The following is a 14,870-nucleotide window of genomic DNA, read 5'->3' as shown; positions in this document are numbered from 1 at the left end:
GTGCTTAAAGCACATCGTCGAAAAAGCCGCCTTCATCGGTAGGTCGCTGCGGCCCCTTGCGATCCCCAGCCTGTTGCGAAGTGCTATCCGACGCCCGATTTTCCGTGCGGACGGTCTGCGATGACGCGCTAGGTGCCGTAGGCTTAGGCGAGGCGTATACGCCCGAGGAGCTAACGCTCGATGGGGCATCGACAGGCGCGGGCCCGCCCACGCCTGTGGGGCTTTCGTCTAGCGCAGACGCGGATTCATCATCAAGATCCATCCAGTCAGGACGCTGCCGATTCTGGCGCTTATCGTGAATGCGGCAGAACTGGAAGGCAATCTCAATAAGCAGCATCAGGCTGGCGGACAAGACCACCATCGTGAAGGGATCTTGGCCTGGAGTCACGAAGGCGGCAAAGATCATCACCACGACGATGACGATGCGACGCTTGTCCTTGACGTGGTTATATTCCAAGACGCCAATGAGGTTGAGAGAGACGATTAACAGCGGAATCTCGAAGCTGATACCGAAGATAAGCAAGAGCGCCAAGAGGAAATAGAAGTATCGCTCACCAGTTAATGCTGCGGTTTGGTACTCAGCGCCGATACCAATGAGGAATTCTAGGCCCACGGACAAGATGAAGTAGGCCAAGATGGCGCCAGCCAAGAAGAGGGAGACGGCCACAACGACGAAGCTTAAGGTGTAGCGGCGCTCATTCTTATGCAGGCCTGGGACGATGAATGCCCACACCTGATAGAGCCAGACTGGAGACGAAATCACCGTACCTGCCAATGCACCTACCTTCAGTCGCAAAATGAGCATCTCGAAGGGGCTGGTGGCAAGCAAGCGGCATTCGCCATCGTTGTTGAAGTTGGCTCGCTTATCTTCCGGCAATGAGCAATAAGGCTCGCGCAGGATTTCTCCCAGCGGCGGAATCCGGAAGGGTGCCTGCTGGTACCAAATGAAACCGATGATCGCGCCGATAACCAAGGCCAGCAAGGATATAATGATCCTTCGCCGCAGCTCTTGCAGGTGCTGTACTAAGGTCATCTCGCCCGTTGGGTTTTTGGGCTTGCGTGAAAAACCTCGACGCTTGCGGCGCACGCGGGATCCTTGTTCACCGACAGGATGGGTCTGTGAGGACATCAATTTGGCTCTTTCAACGCACAAGAGCGAACACTGCCCTGCCCACCTGATTTCTCAGGGTCGCACTCCGGCACGGCCGACGAGTGCATAAGCAGCAGAGGGTGTTCGCGTTTTACAGCAGGCGGGCGTTAATTCTGAGAGGAAGAGTTTCCCTGCTGGTGGCCAGGTTGCATATCCGGGCGGTTCCAGAACTCCTCATCGGACTGTTGGCGCTTCTGGCTCAGTTGAGCTTGGGCCTCAGAGCGCTTGGTGTCCTCCGATTGCATTTCATTGACCTCAGATTTGAAAATGCGCATCGAGCGGCCCATGGAACGAGCAAGATCGGGCAATTTCTTCGCGCCAAATAGCAAAATGATGACGAGAACAATAAGGCCGATTTCCAATGGTCCTAAGGTCATAAGATCCTCTTTCGGTTCTTCTTTGCCTGCGTCAAATGACCGCCGCGCTCCCTGACTTCGCGGGGAAAATTCGCGAGGCAATTTTAAGACGCATGTGCGTGCAGTAACTGGATTTTAAGTATAGCCCTTCAACGCGTCATTTCCGCGTTCCGCAATGAGATTTACAATAGATTCTGGGGCTATGACGCGTAACCTATCGGCCTGCCCGAGGGCAAAACGAACCAGCCAATCCACCGATCCGACCTGCATCGTTGCAGCTATAGTGCCGTTTTCTAGGCGTTTGCCTAATTGCATATCGTAGTATTCTGCAAGCCAGGTGAATTCTTCATGAATGACTAATTCCACGGAATCCGCCGCACCTAAATTAAAGGGTGCTGCAGCGTCGAAATCCAGCTGTTTGAGGCGGGGATGAGCAGTCTCCTCGGTCAACTCGGCATGCTTGATGCGGTCAATACGAAAGGTCCTGTGCCCCTGCTTTTCTTCTTCCCACGCCGCGAGATAGGGCTCGGCATCCACGATAAAAATCCGGGCCGGATCAACTATGCGCTCGGTTTCCTTATTAGATGAGGCGCTCCAATAGCGCATCCGGATGCGCCGTTTTTCATTGAGACCGCGGTTCAAGGTCGCCTGGATGTCGGATTCTTGCGGGTCCACCGTCGATAACGTGTCATAGATGCTCAGCGTGCGCTCATCCATAATGGAGCGCAATTTCGCCGCGGCAGACTTAATCGCCCGCGCATCCAACAGGCCGGGCATAGCCTCGAGAGATTCTAGGGTAAGCAAGAGCGCGCCGGCCTCGGTTGGGGTAAGCCGCAATGCTTGTCCCAGCCCCTGGTCATTGTAAATGGTGACCCCATCGCGGTAGCTAAAAGAGAGATCGATGAGCTCCTCGGTATTGCGGCCGGTCCCAGAGCAAAATAGCCGGTCCACGGCATCTTTCAGCTCCCCTGGGTCCATGCCCAGATCCGCGGCCGCCTCCATCGGAGTTTTATCCGGATGGTTTTGGAAGTACGGGATGAGGTTCAGCGACCGGACGAGCGCTTGCAGTTTATGAGATCCATCGGCCATTGGTTTACTCAGCTCCGTTGTGGTTGGCGGTTGCGCGCAGAAGGTTAATGATGTCAGTGCGCACCTCGGGGGGATCGAGCACTTTTACTTCTGGGGCATAGCCCGCTGCGGTGCGCACCAACCAATCCTTTTGGACCCCGGTCAGCACTACGGTGCCTTCGGCAGTGCGCTCCCCCGCACTTTCTAGCTCCTGGGCTTGACCTTCAGGAATACGCAGGGTCGCATCCACCTTTTCGCCGCGTTGTAGGGCCTCTTTGACGAGCTTGTCGATGTCCACCGTCGGCTCAGAATGCTCTGCCGGCTGGTGCGACCTTTTGATATCGGAAAGCCGCAGGGCGCGAAAGACGCGCGGGGCGGCGCGGTCAACATCGAAGCCAACGATATAGATGCGGCTCTGGTGGTTGACTACTCCCCAGGGATCCATGGTGCGGCGCACGGTCTCCGCCGCTGGGTGGGGGCGATAGGCAAAAGTAATCCGGATTTTATTCCGCACGGCGGCCAAGACGAAGGTGATCACCTCGGGGGCAAGGCGGGTGATGTCATTGACCGCGGTATAGACGGGTGCGCCCTCCAGGTTCCGGGAGGCACCCGAGGCGGCTATCTTGGTCCACCCGGACAAAGAGAAATCGCTCAATCCACCAGGGGTTCCCACTCCCCCTGCGATGCCAAGCACCATCGCTTCTTCCGGTGAAAATCCCACCGGCGGGAGCTGGTAATTGCTTTGGTCGAGGCGGTACGAGGCGCCGTCTTCCCCACCGGTGTGCACGATGGGGACTCCAGCGCGTTGCAAGGTGGCGATATCGCGCGCCAAGGCCTTGGTAAAAGCTTCGTCGGATTTATCGCTATAGCCTGCGACGTGGCTGCGGATCCAGGCTGCAGAGCGGTCCGGTGAACCACCCGAATTCGCCGCTCCTTGCAGCGCAAAGGACAGGTTGGTGAGCCTTTCTACCGCCGCATCCTGCCGGCTCGGCGTGGATCGTGATGCCACCACGTTGTCTACTCTCCCCTTTGCTCAATGTGCACGCCTTAGGCGTGATTATCGTGCATATAGTCTAGCAATGCCGCGACGCGCGGATCGGTGGACGCGAAAGGATCCAGCAGTTCCTCGGTGCGCGGTTCAGGGCGGTTGACCTTCAGCCGCGTCCAGTCCACGGTCACGTGCGCGCCGCAGTCTTCGGCCGCAGCCAAGAACTGGCCGCGCAAGGCCGCGCGCGTAGTTGGCGGCACGGTCAATACTGCACGCTCGATGTCTTCATCTTCAATCCAGCGCTCGATCATCCCGCGGCGCAGCAGCACGTCGTACAAACCTCGCCCTGGCCGGATATCGTGATAGGTCATATCAACCTGCGTAAGTTTCGGATGCGCCCAGTCACCGCCCAAGCGCGAGCGGTAGCGCTCGAGCAGCTCGAACTTGATGACCCAATCAATCTCGCGGTTTACGCCGGAAAAATCTCCGGTCTCGATGGCGCGCAGGATGCGCTCCCACAGGTCAACGACGCGCTCTAATTCCGCCGTGGGCGTGCCGGCGTCTTCGCGGTGAGCGAGCCAATCGCGGGCCCGCGCGCAAAGCTGCTGCTGGACCTCCAAGGCTGTAATGGTTCCCCCGCTAACAAGCGGCAGCGGCGTAGATCCGGTCATATCTCGCGCGATGGTGCGAATGTGGTGGATTGGATCTGCGATCTCGAGCTCGGGCAGCTCGAAGCCTGCCTCCAGCATCTCTAACATGAGCAGGATGGAGCCGACCTTCAGTGCGATGGTGGGCTCCGCCATATTGGAATCGCCTACGATGATGTGCATGCGGCGAAAGCGCTTGGAATCCCCGTGCGGCTCGTCGCGGGTATTGATGATGGGCCGGGACCGGGTGGTCGCAGACGAGACACCCTCCCAGACCTGGTCGGCGCGCTGGGATAAGAGGAATTGCGCGGGGTGTTCGCCCTTGGCTGGCTGCACCATTCCCGCCCCGCAGATAAGTTGGCGGGTAATCAGGAAGGGCAAGAGCGCTACGCCCAGATCTTTGAGCACCATATGCCGGCTAATGAGGTAATTCTCGTGGCAGCCAAAGGAGTGCCCGGCGGAATCTACGTTGTTCTTAAAAAGGTAGACCGGCCGCTCGTTTCCTTCTGCGGCCAACGCATCTTCCGCTTGCAGCGCGAGGCGGTTCATCACGCGGTCACCGGCGCATTCGTAGGCGATGAGCTGGCTGAGGCTATCGCACTCGGCGGTAGCTACCTCAGGATGCGAGCCGACGTCAAGGTACAGGCGGCTCGCATTGGTGGCGAAGATATTGGACGAGGCGTATTTTTCGACGATCGGCCGGAAGAGCACGCGCGCAACTTCATCGGGGCTTAAAGCACGCTGGTCCTTCGGCGTCGCCGTGGACAGGCCATACTCGGTTTCGATGCCCATGATGCGCCGGGCAAAAACGGGACGGGTGGATTCCACGCCTACTGTCCGCCCTTTTGGACGTAGGAGCGGACGAATTCTTCCGCGTTATTTTCTAGCAGGCCATCGATCTCATCAAGCAGGTCATCGGTGCCAGAGGTGTTGATATTGAGCTGGGTTGCGGTAAATTCTTCCTCTGACTCGGGGCCGTTTCCCCCATTATTGCTAGTGACCTGGCGATTCGAATTGGACACGGTGTCATCCTTTCGTCGTGTTAGGCGATCATTACTTACGATACTCGGGCTGGATACCGATGGCAGCAAGGCCTTCCAGCAAGCCTTCTACGCTGCTTGCGCCCTCGATGATGTCTTCGCAGTCCGCGCGGGTGAGCCCGCGGGCATCATCCATGGCCACGGTGGCCCAGACGCCGTTTCGGGCGTGTCCGTCCTTATCACCACGGCGCAGGGTGAGGCTTTGCCAGCTGGCGGCAATAATGTCTTCGCCGAATTTCTGCGTTATGCGCCCGCGGAAATATGCCCGGGTATCGGCGGGCGGCTCGGCCGCGGCGCGGTGCAGGTCTTCGGTGCTAAAGAGCTGACGCATCTGGCCCTTGCGCACCAGCGCATGGTGGAGCGACTTCTCGGGATCGATTTCCGCATATTGCAAGTCAATAAGGCGCAGCTTGGGATCATCTGGGGACATGCCGCGGTCCAAGTAGCTCTTGATCAACCGGTACTTGGCCACCCAATCTAGGAGGTGGGCGGCTTTGAGGGGGTCATCGGCAAGCAGCTCTACTGCCTCGTCCCAGGCCGCCAGCACCTTGTGGTCGGCGGAATTCTCTGGCTGCAGGCGGCGGCGGTATTCGTTGAGCAGCTCGAGGGCGGTGAGCGTGCGGCCATCAGCAAGCGTGAGCCGGTGGCGCAATTCAAGGTCGCGGCTTACCAGGGGGACCTCCGCTACAGCATCGGCAAGGCGCAGATCGCTAAAGTCCGTGCCGGCCTCAATGGCATCGAGCACCAGCGAAGTCATGCCCAATTTCAGCAGCGTCGAGGTCTGCGACATATTCGCATCGCCGATGATGACGTGCAGGCGGCCGAAATCATCGTGGATGGCATGGGGCTCGTCGCGGGTATTGATAATGCCGCGATTGAGGGTGGTTTCCAGGGAGATCTCCTGCTCGATATAATCCGCGCGCTGGGAAATCTGGAACCCCGGTTCCTCCCCAAACTCACCGCGCCCCATGCGCCCAGCACCGATGACGACCTGCCGGGCAACGAAGAAGGGAATCAGCGCCTGGGCCATGACCGAAAAATCGGTGCTGCGGGCATACTGATAATTTTCATGCGAACCGTAGCTGGCACCCTTGCCATCGACGTTATTCTTGTATAAGCGGAGCGGCGGGCACGGCTGCCGGTCCGCCAAGACGGACTTTCCCTGTGCCGTCAGCTCCGCCACGGCATCCCGTGCCTGCAGCAGGGTGTAATCGCCGGCGGCATCGTAGAGCGTCGCCTCCCAAGCATTCGTGCACTCCGGAGCCGAATATTCGGGGTGGGCGTGGTCCACATAGAACCGCGCCCCGCTCGGGGTGACAACATTGGCCACCCCCACCGCATTGGGGTCCACCACGGGAACCGTATCGTAGCGCTTGAGATCGAAGCCGCGCGAGTCCCGCAAGGGGTGTTCTTCCGCAAAATCCCAGCGCGAACGCGCGCCCGTATACAGAGCTGCATAGGCCACGACCGCATGGGTCGAGGTAATGATTGGGGATTCCTCCGGCGAATCCGGCGTAGAAATGCCGTATTCCGTTTCCGTTCCTAGCACGCGGGCCACGTACCGCTCCTTCCGCTTAAAAGTTCCACACTGGTCACACGCGATCCGCCATGATCCGCGGAGACAATCTTGCTCCATTCCTCAGGGTTGGTCGAGGTAGGCATGTATTCCGATTCTTCCTGCTCAGCTGCGATGGCAGCGCGCAGATGCTGCTTGCCGATGCCCCCTTCAACGCCCCCAGTGCCTTCCTCCGCGGCGCGCTCCGCGCCGTGGTGCGATAAAGCTTCCTTGATGGCCAGCTTTTTAGCCCGGGCCAAGATATTGGCGATCATCGCGCCAGAGACGAAATCCCGGTAGTGCAGGACTTGGCGCTGCCCATTGCTAAAGTGCAGCTGCGCAAACGGCCTGTCGCTATACAGCTCATCCACGGCATCGCCGATGAGCTCGTCAATTTCGCCCATATGCGGAATGGAGGGATCGAAGTGGCGGGCGAAAATCTCGCGCGCACCGCGCTTGGTGGGGCGATTGATGCGCACCTTCATATCCAACCGGCCCGGGCGCATGATGGCGGGGTCAATGAGCTCTTCCCTATTGGTGGCGCCGATGATGACCACATTGCTGAGGCCCTCCACGCCGTCGAGCTCCGTTAGCAGCTGTGGAACGACGGTGGTTTCCATATCGGACGAGACCCCGGATCCGCGGGTGCGGAAAATGGATTCCATCTCATCAAAGAAGATGACCACCGGGCGATCCGCGCTGGCCTGGGCGAGCTCGCGTGCGCGCTCAAAGATCAGCCGGATGCGGCGTTCTGTTTCACCGACGTACTTATTCAGCAGCTCTGGGCCCTTAACATTGAGGAAGTAGCTGGATCCATCTCCCCCCATTTGGGTAGACAAAGAGTTCGCCACTGCTTTAGCAATGAGCGTCTTTCCGCAGCCCGGTGGGCCATAAAGCAATACACCCTTGGGCGGTTGCAGTCCATATTCCCTGTAGAGCTCTGGGTGGATAAAGGGCAGCTCGACGGAATCACGGATCTGCGAAATTTGCTCGTCTAGGCCGCCGATATCCTCGTAGCGCACATCTGGCACTTCCTCCAGCGAGAGCTGGGATACCTCTGCTTGATCCACCTTTTCCACGGCCACGGAAGCCTTGGTATCTAACAGCACGACCTCGCCCGTGCGCACGCTTTCTTGCAGCGCTTGTGCGAGGAGAACGACGCGGTTATCCCCCGCGGAATTAGCCACGACGGCCCGGCGCTGGTCCAAGCGCTCGACCACGGTGGCAAGCTCGCCGGTGCTCGTGGGGGCGCAGCCTTCGACGACCACGAAGCCATCTCCCAGCCGCACCTGTTGGCCCACCTGCAGGCTTCCCGGCTCCACGTTGGGAGAGACCTTGAGCTGCATGACGCGGCCGTTGGTATAAACCTCCGCCGTGGTTCCTACCTCGCTTTGGTGCGGCGAGTAGGCCAAAAAGACACCGTAGGTAGAGGCAGGCTCTGCAAGTGCATTGACCTCAGCAAATAACTGCTCAAGCTCGGCGCGCGATTTCTGTAAAAGCTCCACCAGCTTTTGATTGCGCGCAGCAAGCTGGCTGAGTTGCCGCTTATTATCCGTGGCTTCATCCATGCACACCACTTTAACGCGCGAAAAGGTATGAGCGAGGCCACTTTAGCAATTAATTACATCCGTGTACTTAAATAGTGCGCATACTATTTGCGGGCGCGGCGCTGGGGGCGCGGCGGGGTGACGCCATCGGCAAGCCGCCTGGTCCAAATGAGGAATGCGGTATGCGCATTCATGCGGTGCTCTGGGCGAGTGGCCAGGCCTTCTACCTTCCACTCGCGCACCAGGGACTCCCATGCCTTCGGCTCTGTAAAGCACTGCAGCTCGCGAATGCCCTCCATGACCTTCATCAGCTGCGGGACCGTTGCCACATAGGTCATGAACACGCCGCCGGGGATCAGCAGATCGCGTACGGTCTCCAAGTTCTCCCAGGGCTCAAGCATGTCCAAGATGATGCGGTCAACGGGGCCACCGAGATCGTCAGCGGTGACATCGCCAAGATCGCCTAGGCGCGGCGACCACCACTCGGGGTGGCTGCCAAAGTATTCCTCGACATTATCGACCGCATACTCCAAGTGATCCTCACGGATTTCGTAGGAATAGACGTGGCCTTCGGGGCCCACGGCGCGCAGGAGGGACATCGACAAGGCACCGGAGCCCGCACCAGCCTCAAGCACGCGGGCGCCCATGAAAATATCGCCCTCGACCAAAATCTGTGCGGCGTCCTTGGGGTAGATGACGGCGGCGCCGCGCGGCATCGAGAGGACGTGATCCACCATGAGGTGGCGGAAGAGCAGGAAGGACGAGCCCAAGGTGGACTCGATGACGGAACCTTCATCCATTCCCACGATGTCATCGTGGTTGATTATGCCTTTATGGGAATGAAACTGGCCTCCTTCTTTCAAAATGACCGTGTAGTGGCGACGCTTGGCGTCCGTCAGCTGCACGCGGTCGCCATAGGAAAAGGGGCCAGAATAAGCCATGCCGCAAAACTCCTCGAGGTTGTGGGAAACTAACCCTTCAAGTATGCCTCAAGTGCCCGCGAGAGCCATATTTGGTCCTGCTCGCCCACCATCTCGCGCGCGGAGTGCATCGATAGCATCGGCACGCCCACATCGACGGTGTCGATGCCCAGCCGCGTTGCGGTAATGGGGCCGATGGTCGATCCGCACGGCACATCGTTATTGCCCACGAAACGCTGCACCGGCACCCCAGCCTTGGCACACGCGGTCTCCCACAGCGCAATCGTCTGCGCATCGGAGGCATAGCGCTGGTTACCGTTGATCTTGGTCACCGGGCCCTGCCCAATGATCGGCTGGTGGGTGGGATCGTGCGTATCCGCGTAATTGGGGTGCACCGAATGCGCGGCATCGGCAGACACGCAGCTTGAGCGGGCGAACATCTGGAAGCGCTCCTCCTCATTGGCCCCCAGCGCGCGGGCGGTGCGGGTCAGCACGTCCTGCAGGATGGGCCCGGCGGCACCATAGCGGGAGCTCGATCCCACTTCCTCGTGGTCAAAGGCCATCATGACCAAAATATCGGAGCCGTCATAGTCCTGCGCGGCGTGTTGCATGGCCTCCAGCGAGGCATGCACCGAAGACAGGTTATCCATGCGGCCAGCCGCGATGAACTTTTCGCCCGCACCAAAGACCGCACCCCGAGCGGCATCGGCGGTAATCAGGTTGAAGGAAGCAATATCCTGCTTGGCGATGCCCGCCTGCTCCCCCACCACCTGCAGGATCGACGCCTCTTCATCGCCCACCGTCAGCACCGGCTGCATGTGCTTTTGCCGGTCCGGTTTGAACTCATCCTTGCGGTACAGGTGGATAGCCAGCGACGGAAGGCGCAGGACTGGGCCCGTATTCACGAGGTGCTGACGCCCATCCGTGGTCACAACCTGGCCGGCGACGGTCAGCTCGCGATCGAACCAGGTGTGCAGCAAGGCACCGCCGTAGACTTCTACCGCAACCTGCTGCCAGCCCGCAGCAGAAAAATCGGGCGTGGGCTTGAGCGCCAGCCCCGGCGAATCAGTATGTGAGCCGATAACCCGGAAACCGGAGTTTTTATCGGCGCCTTCCAGCACGTACCACGCGGCAACCGCGCCGCCGCGGACCATGACGTGACCGCCCGGGGTGGCCGACCAGTCCTCGCGCTCATCCTGGACCTGGAAACCAGAATCTTGCAGCTGGCGCGCTACCTCATGCGCGGCGTGGTACGACGACGGCGAGGCCGCCAAGAAATCAAGGAACTTATCGGTATAACTCATGCCTTCTAGCTTGCCACGAAACGAACAGCGATAGGCTAGATACATCATGGCTACTACATCTACTCCCCGCCCCCGTCCCCTTGCCCTGTCGCCGTCGCGTGCCTCCGACTACCAGCAGTGCCCGCTGCTCTATCGTTTCCGGGCCATCGACAAGATTCCCGAACCCAAGACCATCGCCCAAGTTAAGGGAACCCTGGTCCACGCGGTCCTAGAAGAAACGCATAAACTCCCGCGCGAAGAGCGCACTTACCCAGCCGCAGTAAAGATGATTAAGCCAAGCTGGGCAGCGATGACGGAACAGGACGCTGAATTGCTCGAGCTCGTGCCCGAAGACGAGACGTATGATTTCTTCGTCGCCGCCCGCGAACTGCTCAAAGGCTATTTCCAGATGGAAAACCCGCAGGGCTTCGACTGCCAAGAAACCGAGATGTATGTCAACACGGTTCTGCCCAACGGCGTGCCCGTGCGCGGGTTTATTGACCGCGTGGACCGCGCCCCCACCGGCGAGGTGCGCGTCGTGGATTATAAAACGGGCAAGAAACCAGCACCGCGCTTTTCCCACAGCGCCCAATTCCAGATGCGGTTTTATGCCCTAGTGTATTGGCGCCTGTTGGGAACAATCCCCCACCAGCTACGACTGATGTATCTAAAGGTGCTGGGTTCGATGTTCTTATCCCCCAACCAAGAAGAACTCGAATACTTCGAGCGCGATCTAGGCCAGCTGTGGGCCAAGATTGAGGCCGATGGGCGCGCCGGGGATTTTCGCCCGAAACGCTCCAAGCTCTGTAATTGGTGCGCGCATCAGGCGATTTGCCCCGAATTTGGCGGCACGCCTCCGGAGTACCCGGGTTGGCCGGGCTCCGCGGCGGATTAATTCGTTTTAGAATAGCCCGGATACCGTGCCATCGGCGGCGACGTCGATATTATTGGCCGCCGGCTTCTTGGGCAGGCCCGGCATGGTCATCACGTTGCCGGTAAGCACCACGATGAACCCGGAACCGGTGCGCGGCAGCAGCTCGCGCACGTGCAGCGTGTGTCCTTCCGGGGCACCCAATGCGGTTGCTTCATCGGAGAAGGAATACTGCGTCTTGGAAATGACAACGGGTAGCCTATCCCAGCCATTGTCCTTGATGTACTGCAAGTCCTTCACAGCCTTGGAGCCGTATTCCACGCGATCCGCGCGGTAGATCTCGCGGGCGATGGTCTCGATGGAGGCCTCGATGCCTTCTTCAGGATCGTAGAGCTGCTGCGCGCCACCCTCGAGGTTTTCCAACAAGGTCTCGGCCAGCTTCGTCGCTCCCGCGCTGCCTTCGACCCAGACGTTGGCCTCTTCCAAGGCCACGCCGAAGTCCTTGGCCCAATCGCGCATGAACTGGCGCTCTGCTTCAGTATCGGCCCAGAAAAGGTTGAGTGCGACAACGGGCTTGATACCAAACTTGCGCAGGTTTTCCACGTGGCGCTCGAGGTTGACGATGCCCTTTTGCAGCGCCTCAACGTTTTCCTCGGTGAGCTTATCCTTGGCAACGCCCCCGTTGTACTTCTGCGAGCGAATCGTCGCCACGACCACTGCGCCGGCCACGTCCAGGTCACCAAACCGGGACTTGATATCAATAAACTTCTCACCGCCGAGATCCGCGCCGAAGCCGGCTTCAGACAGCACGATATCGCCGAACTGCAGGGCAGTTTGCGTTGCCAGCAAAGAGTTGCAGCCGTGCGCGATATTGGCGAACGGGCCACCGTGCACGAGTGCGGGAACCCCGCCGAGGGTTTGCACCAAGTTCGGGTTCAAGGCATCGCGCATCAGCGCGGTGAGCGCGCCTTCCGCATCGAGCTCGCGCGCGGTCACTGGCCGCTGGTCATAGGTAAACCCGACGGTAATATCGCCTAGGCGCTGCTTGAGGTCATCGAGGCTCGTCGCCAAGCACAAAATCGCCATGATCTCTGAGGCCGCAGTAATGGTAAAGCCTGTTTCTGCCGGTACGCCGTGTGCCGATCCGCCGAGGCCAGTTACCACGTTGCGCAGCGCGCGATCGTTCACGTCGACGCAGCGCTGCCACGTCACGCGGCGTGGGTCGATGCCCAGCTGGTTGCCCTGGTGAATGTGATTGTCGATGATGGCCGCAAGTGTATTCGTTGCCGCGGCAATGGCGTGGAAGTCACCGGTAAAGTGCAGGTTGATATCCTCCATCGGCACAATCTGGGCGTAGCCGCCGCCTGCTGCGCCTCCCTTAATGCCCATTACGGGGCCCTGAGAGGGCTCACGAAGGGCAACGATGGCCTTCTTCCCGATCTGATCCAGCGCATCGGTCAAGCCGATGAGGACCGTGGATTTACCCTCGCCGGCCGGTGTCGGAGATACTCCTGTTACCAGCACGAGCTTGCCGCGCTTGTCCTTGGCGTTATCCACCTTGGTGATATCCACCTTGGCTTTCGTGGAACCAAAAGGAATTACTGCATCTTCGGGAATTCCTGCTTTGGCTGCGATCTCCGCAATCGGCTGCAGGTTATGGGCTTGTGCGATTTCAACATCGGATGGCTGCGTAGTCATGGCACCTACCCTACCGATTTCTGACATTAGCCAAGTCGCATGGGGGTATAAACTGTGAGGCAGAACATTTCTTTTGGTGAAGATTCCACATAAAAGTGGCGCCCTCTCAGCGGAGAAGACGCCACAAGGACCTCGAGTTCGAAGACTCGCTAAATGATTACCGCACCGAGTGCGTAGCCAAGGAGCACGGAACCGACGATGCTGACCACGCCGGGGATAAGGAATGGGTGGTTGAATACGGCCTTGCCGATCTTGGTCGTGCCCGTATCATCCATTTCGACAGCTGCCAGCAACGTTGGGTACGTCGGCAGGATGAACAGAGCAGATACTGCTGGGAATGCGGCCACGGCGGTAACCGGGTTAACACCTAGCGCCAATGCGGCGGGCATGAGCGCCTTGGTGGTGGCAGCCTGCGAGTACAGCAGGGCTGCGGCGAAGAAGAGCACCACTGCTAGCAACCATGGCGAAGCTTCGATGACGTCGCCGGCCAGCGCTTGAATATCGTCCAAATAGTGGTTGATCAAGGTGGTTCCCAACCACGCAACGCCCAACACACAGATGCAGGCGGACATACCAGATTTAAATACCGGAGTATTGAGGACGTCGCCGGTCGGAATCTTGGTTTTCAAGACGATGATCGTCGCGGCCGAGAGCATGACGGTCATGATTGCCTCATTGCGCGGCAACGTGGGATCCGTAATCAGGCCAACTTGTTCGGAAGAAATGGTAGCCCACGCCATGACGACGACGATGGCGATGAGGAAGATGACTACGGAAGACTTAGCTCCTTCCTTTGGCTCATATTTACTAGCACCAATCGGTTCTTTGACCAGGCCTTGCGCCTTGCGCTCCTGATATACAGGGTCATCTTCTAGTTCTTTGCCGAACTTATTGGCCACCCATGCGGCGGGGAAGATGGAAAGGAAGGTAGCTGGAATCAGGACACCGAGTACTTGGAGGTAGCCCACGCCCATGGGCTCAAGCAGACCAGCCAGGATGACAACTGCAGCAGAAATCGGCGAGGCACAAATACCCATCTGTGCGGCGACGACCGCGATAGATAATGGGCGCGACGGGCGAACTTTGCCCTCCTTGGCCACCTCAACGATGACCGGCAGCGTGGAAAAGGAGGTGTGCCCGGTACCGGCCAAGACCGTCATCAACCAGGTCACGATGGGTGCGTAAAACGTAATCTTTTTGGGGTTTTTGCGCAGGAACTTCTCGGCCACATGAACCAAATAGTCCATGCCGCCGGCCTTTTGCATGGCGGCAATAGCCGCAATCACCGTCATAATGATGGCAATGACGTCGAACGGAATGTCGTCCCTAGTTACTGGAACTCCCGCAACGCCCAAAAGGAGAACGCCCAGGCCGCCGGCCATGCCGATGCCTATGGACCCAATTCTCGCACCCAGGATAATGGCTGCGAGAACGATGACAATATGAATAATAACCATGGATACGCTCCACACGTTCTCAACTACACGTGGTGGCCCCACCTACGCCTGCCGGTCGTGGACCACCCTTACATTTCTATTTTGCCCTGAATATGTTGTTTTATTTACATATTCTGCCCGTTTGTGTTGCTTCCCACATGTGTTCTACCTCGCGTTATAAACCGTTCGGTATGGTTTGATGTCTTTGCGCTATGGGGCGGAAGTAAAGCCGCACTGCGGGCAGAGACGAAAGAGACCGCACACACCGCGAGGCGCTTCCCCACCCCAAAGGGAGGAAAGAAAGCACGGTG

General features: G+C 58.9%; 13 protein-coding genes. 1 reads left to right on the top strand and 12 read right to left on the bottom strand.

Annotated features, from left to right (window positions below; translation table 11 throughout):
* Nucleotides 1–4: 4 nt before the first annotated feature.
* The 10 genes from tatC to ABRP93_RS01205 form a co-directional block, all read right to left on the bottom strand.
* Complete coding sequence (gene tatC / locus ABRP93_RS01250) at nucleotides 5–1,129, bottom strand: twin-arginine translocase subunit TatC (protein WP_349886550.1); 1,125 nt, start codon at nucleotides 1,127–1,129, stop codon at nucleotides 5–7.
* 128 nt (nucleotides 1,130–1,257) lie between these two features.
* On the bottom strand, nucleotides 1,258–1,527 hold the full coding sequence (gene tatA / locus ABRP93_RS01245; protein ID WP_237800800.1) for a Sec-independent protein translocase subunit TatA: 270 nt from the start codon (nucleotides 1,525–1,527) through the stop codon (nucleotides 1,258–1,260).
* Between the two features lie 114 nt (nucleotides 1,528–1,641).
* Nucleotides 1,642–2,595 (bottom strand): helix-turn-helix transcriptional regulator, encoded by a 954-nt coding sequence (locus ABRP93_RS01240; RefSeq protein WP_349886549.1) that lies wholly within the window; start codon nucleotides 2,593–2,595, stop codon nucleotides 1,642–1,644.
* Nucleotides 2,596–2,599: 4 nt separating this feature from the next.
* The gene (locus ABRP93_RS01235) at nucleotides 2,600–3,586 is read right to left on the bottom strand and encodes a helix-turn-helix transcriptional regulator (protein WP_349886548.1); all 987 of its coding nucleotides are present in this window, start codon (nucleotides 3,584–3,586) and stop codon (nucleotides 2,600–2,602) included.
* Nucleotides 3,587–3,621: 35 nt separating this feature from the next.
* The gene (gene pafA / locus ABRP93_RS01230) at nucleotides 3,622–5,001 is read right to left on the bottom strand and encodes a Pup--protein ligase (protein WP_349886578.1); all 1,380 of its coding nucleotides are present in this window, start codon (nucleotides 4,999–5,001) and stop codon (nucleotides 3,622–3,624) included.
* 38 nt (nucleotides 5,002–5,039) lie between these two features.
* Complete coding sequence (locus tag ABRP93_RS01225) at nucleotides 5,040–5,231, bottom strand: ubiquitin-like protein Pup (protein ID WP_349835990.1); 192 nt, start codon at nucleotides 5,229–5,231, stop codon at nucleotides 5,040–5,042.
* 31 nt (nucleotides 5,232–5,262) lie between these two features.
* Entirely contained in the window at nucleotides 5,263–6,807 is a 1,545-nt protein-coding gene (dop, locus tag ABRP93_RS01220) for a depupylase/deamidase Dop (RefSeq protein WP_349886546.1), read from the bottom strand.
* Nucleotides 6,792–8,372 carry a proteasome ATPase gene (gene arc, locus ABRP93_RS01215; RefSeq protein WP_349886544.1) on the bottom strand — a complete coding sequence of 527 codons (1,581 nt, stop codon included), beginning with the start codon at nucleotides 8,370–8,372 and terminating at the stop codon, nucleotides 6,792–6,794. Before arc ends, dop begins: the two co-directional genes overlap by 16 nt.
* Before the next feature lie 83 nt (nucleotides 8,373–8,455).
* Nucleotides 8,456–9,292 (bottom strand): tRNA (adenine-N1)-methyltransferase, encoded by an 837-nt coding sequence (locus tag ABRP93_RS01210; RefSeq protein ID WP_284770664.1) that lies wholly within the window; start codon nucleotides 9,290–9,292, stop codon nucleotides 8,456–8,458.
* A gap of 29 nt (nucleotides 9,293–9,321) precedes the next feature.
* Nucleotides 9,322–10,575, bottom strand: a complete 1,254-nt coding sequence (locus tag ABRP93_RS01205; RefSeq protein ID WP_349886543.1) for a M18 family aminopeptidase — start codon at nucleotides 10,573–10,575, stop codon at nucleotides 9,322–9,324.
* A 46-nt stretch (nucleotides 10,576–10,621) separates the two neighbouring features.
* Here ABRP93_RS01205 and ABRP93_RS01200 point away from each other — a divergent pair, with 46 nt between their 5' ends.
* On the top strand, nucleotides 10,622–11,449 hold the full coding sequence (locus ABRP93_RS01200) for a RecB family exonuclease (protein ID WP_349886542.1): 828 nt from the start codon (nucleotides 10,622–10,624) through the stop codon (nucleotides 11,447–11,449).
* Nucleotides 11,450–11,455: 6 nt separating this feature from the next.
* On the opposite strand, the gene ABRP93_RS01195 is transcribed toward ABRP93_RS01200, so the two are convergent.
* Together ABRP93_RS01195 and ABRP93_RS01190 are read right to left on the bottom strand one after the other, a co-directional pair.
* A complete protein-coding gene (locus ABRP93_RS01195) occupies nucleotides 11,456–13,123 on the bottom strand; it encodes a formate--tetrahydrofolate ligase (RefSeq protein ID WP_349886541.1) in 1,668 nt (555 codons plus the stop codon).
* A 149-nt stretch (nucleotides 13,124–13,272) separates the two neighbouring features.
* The gene (locus ABRP93_RS01190) at nucleotides 13,273–14,580 is read right to left on the bottom strand and encodes an anaerobic C4-dicarboxylate transporter (protein ID WP_349886540.1); all 1,308 of its coding nucleotides are present in this window, start codon (nucleotides 14,578–14,580) and stop codon (nucleotides 13,273–13,275) included.
* Nucleotides 14,581–14,870 lie beyond the last annotated feature (290 nt).

Source organism: Corynebacterium sp. KPL2850 (assembly GCF_040225855.1).
Taxonomy (GTDB): Bacteria; Actinomycetota; Actinomycetes; order Mycobacteriales; family Mycobacteriaceae; genus Corynebacterium.
Note: the sequence above shows the minus strand (reverse complement) of the source record. Positions and strands in the feature narration are given on the sequence as shown.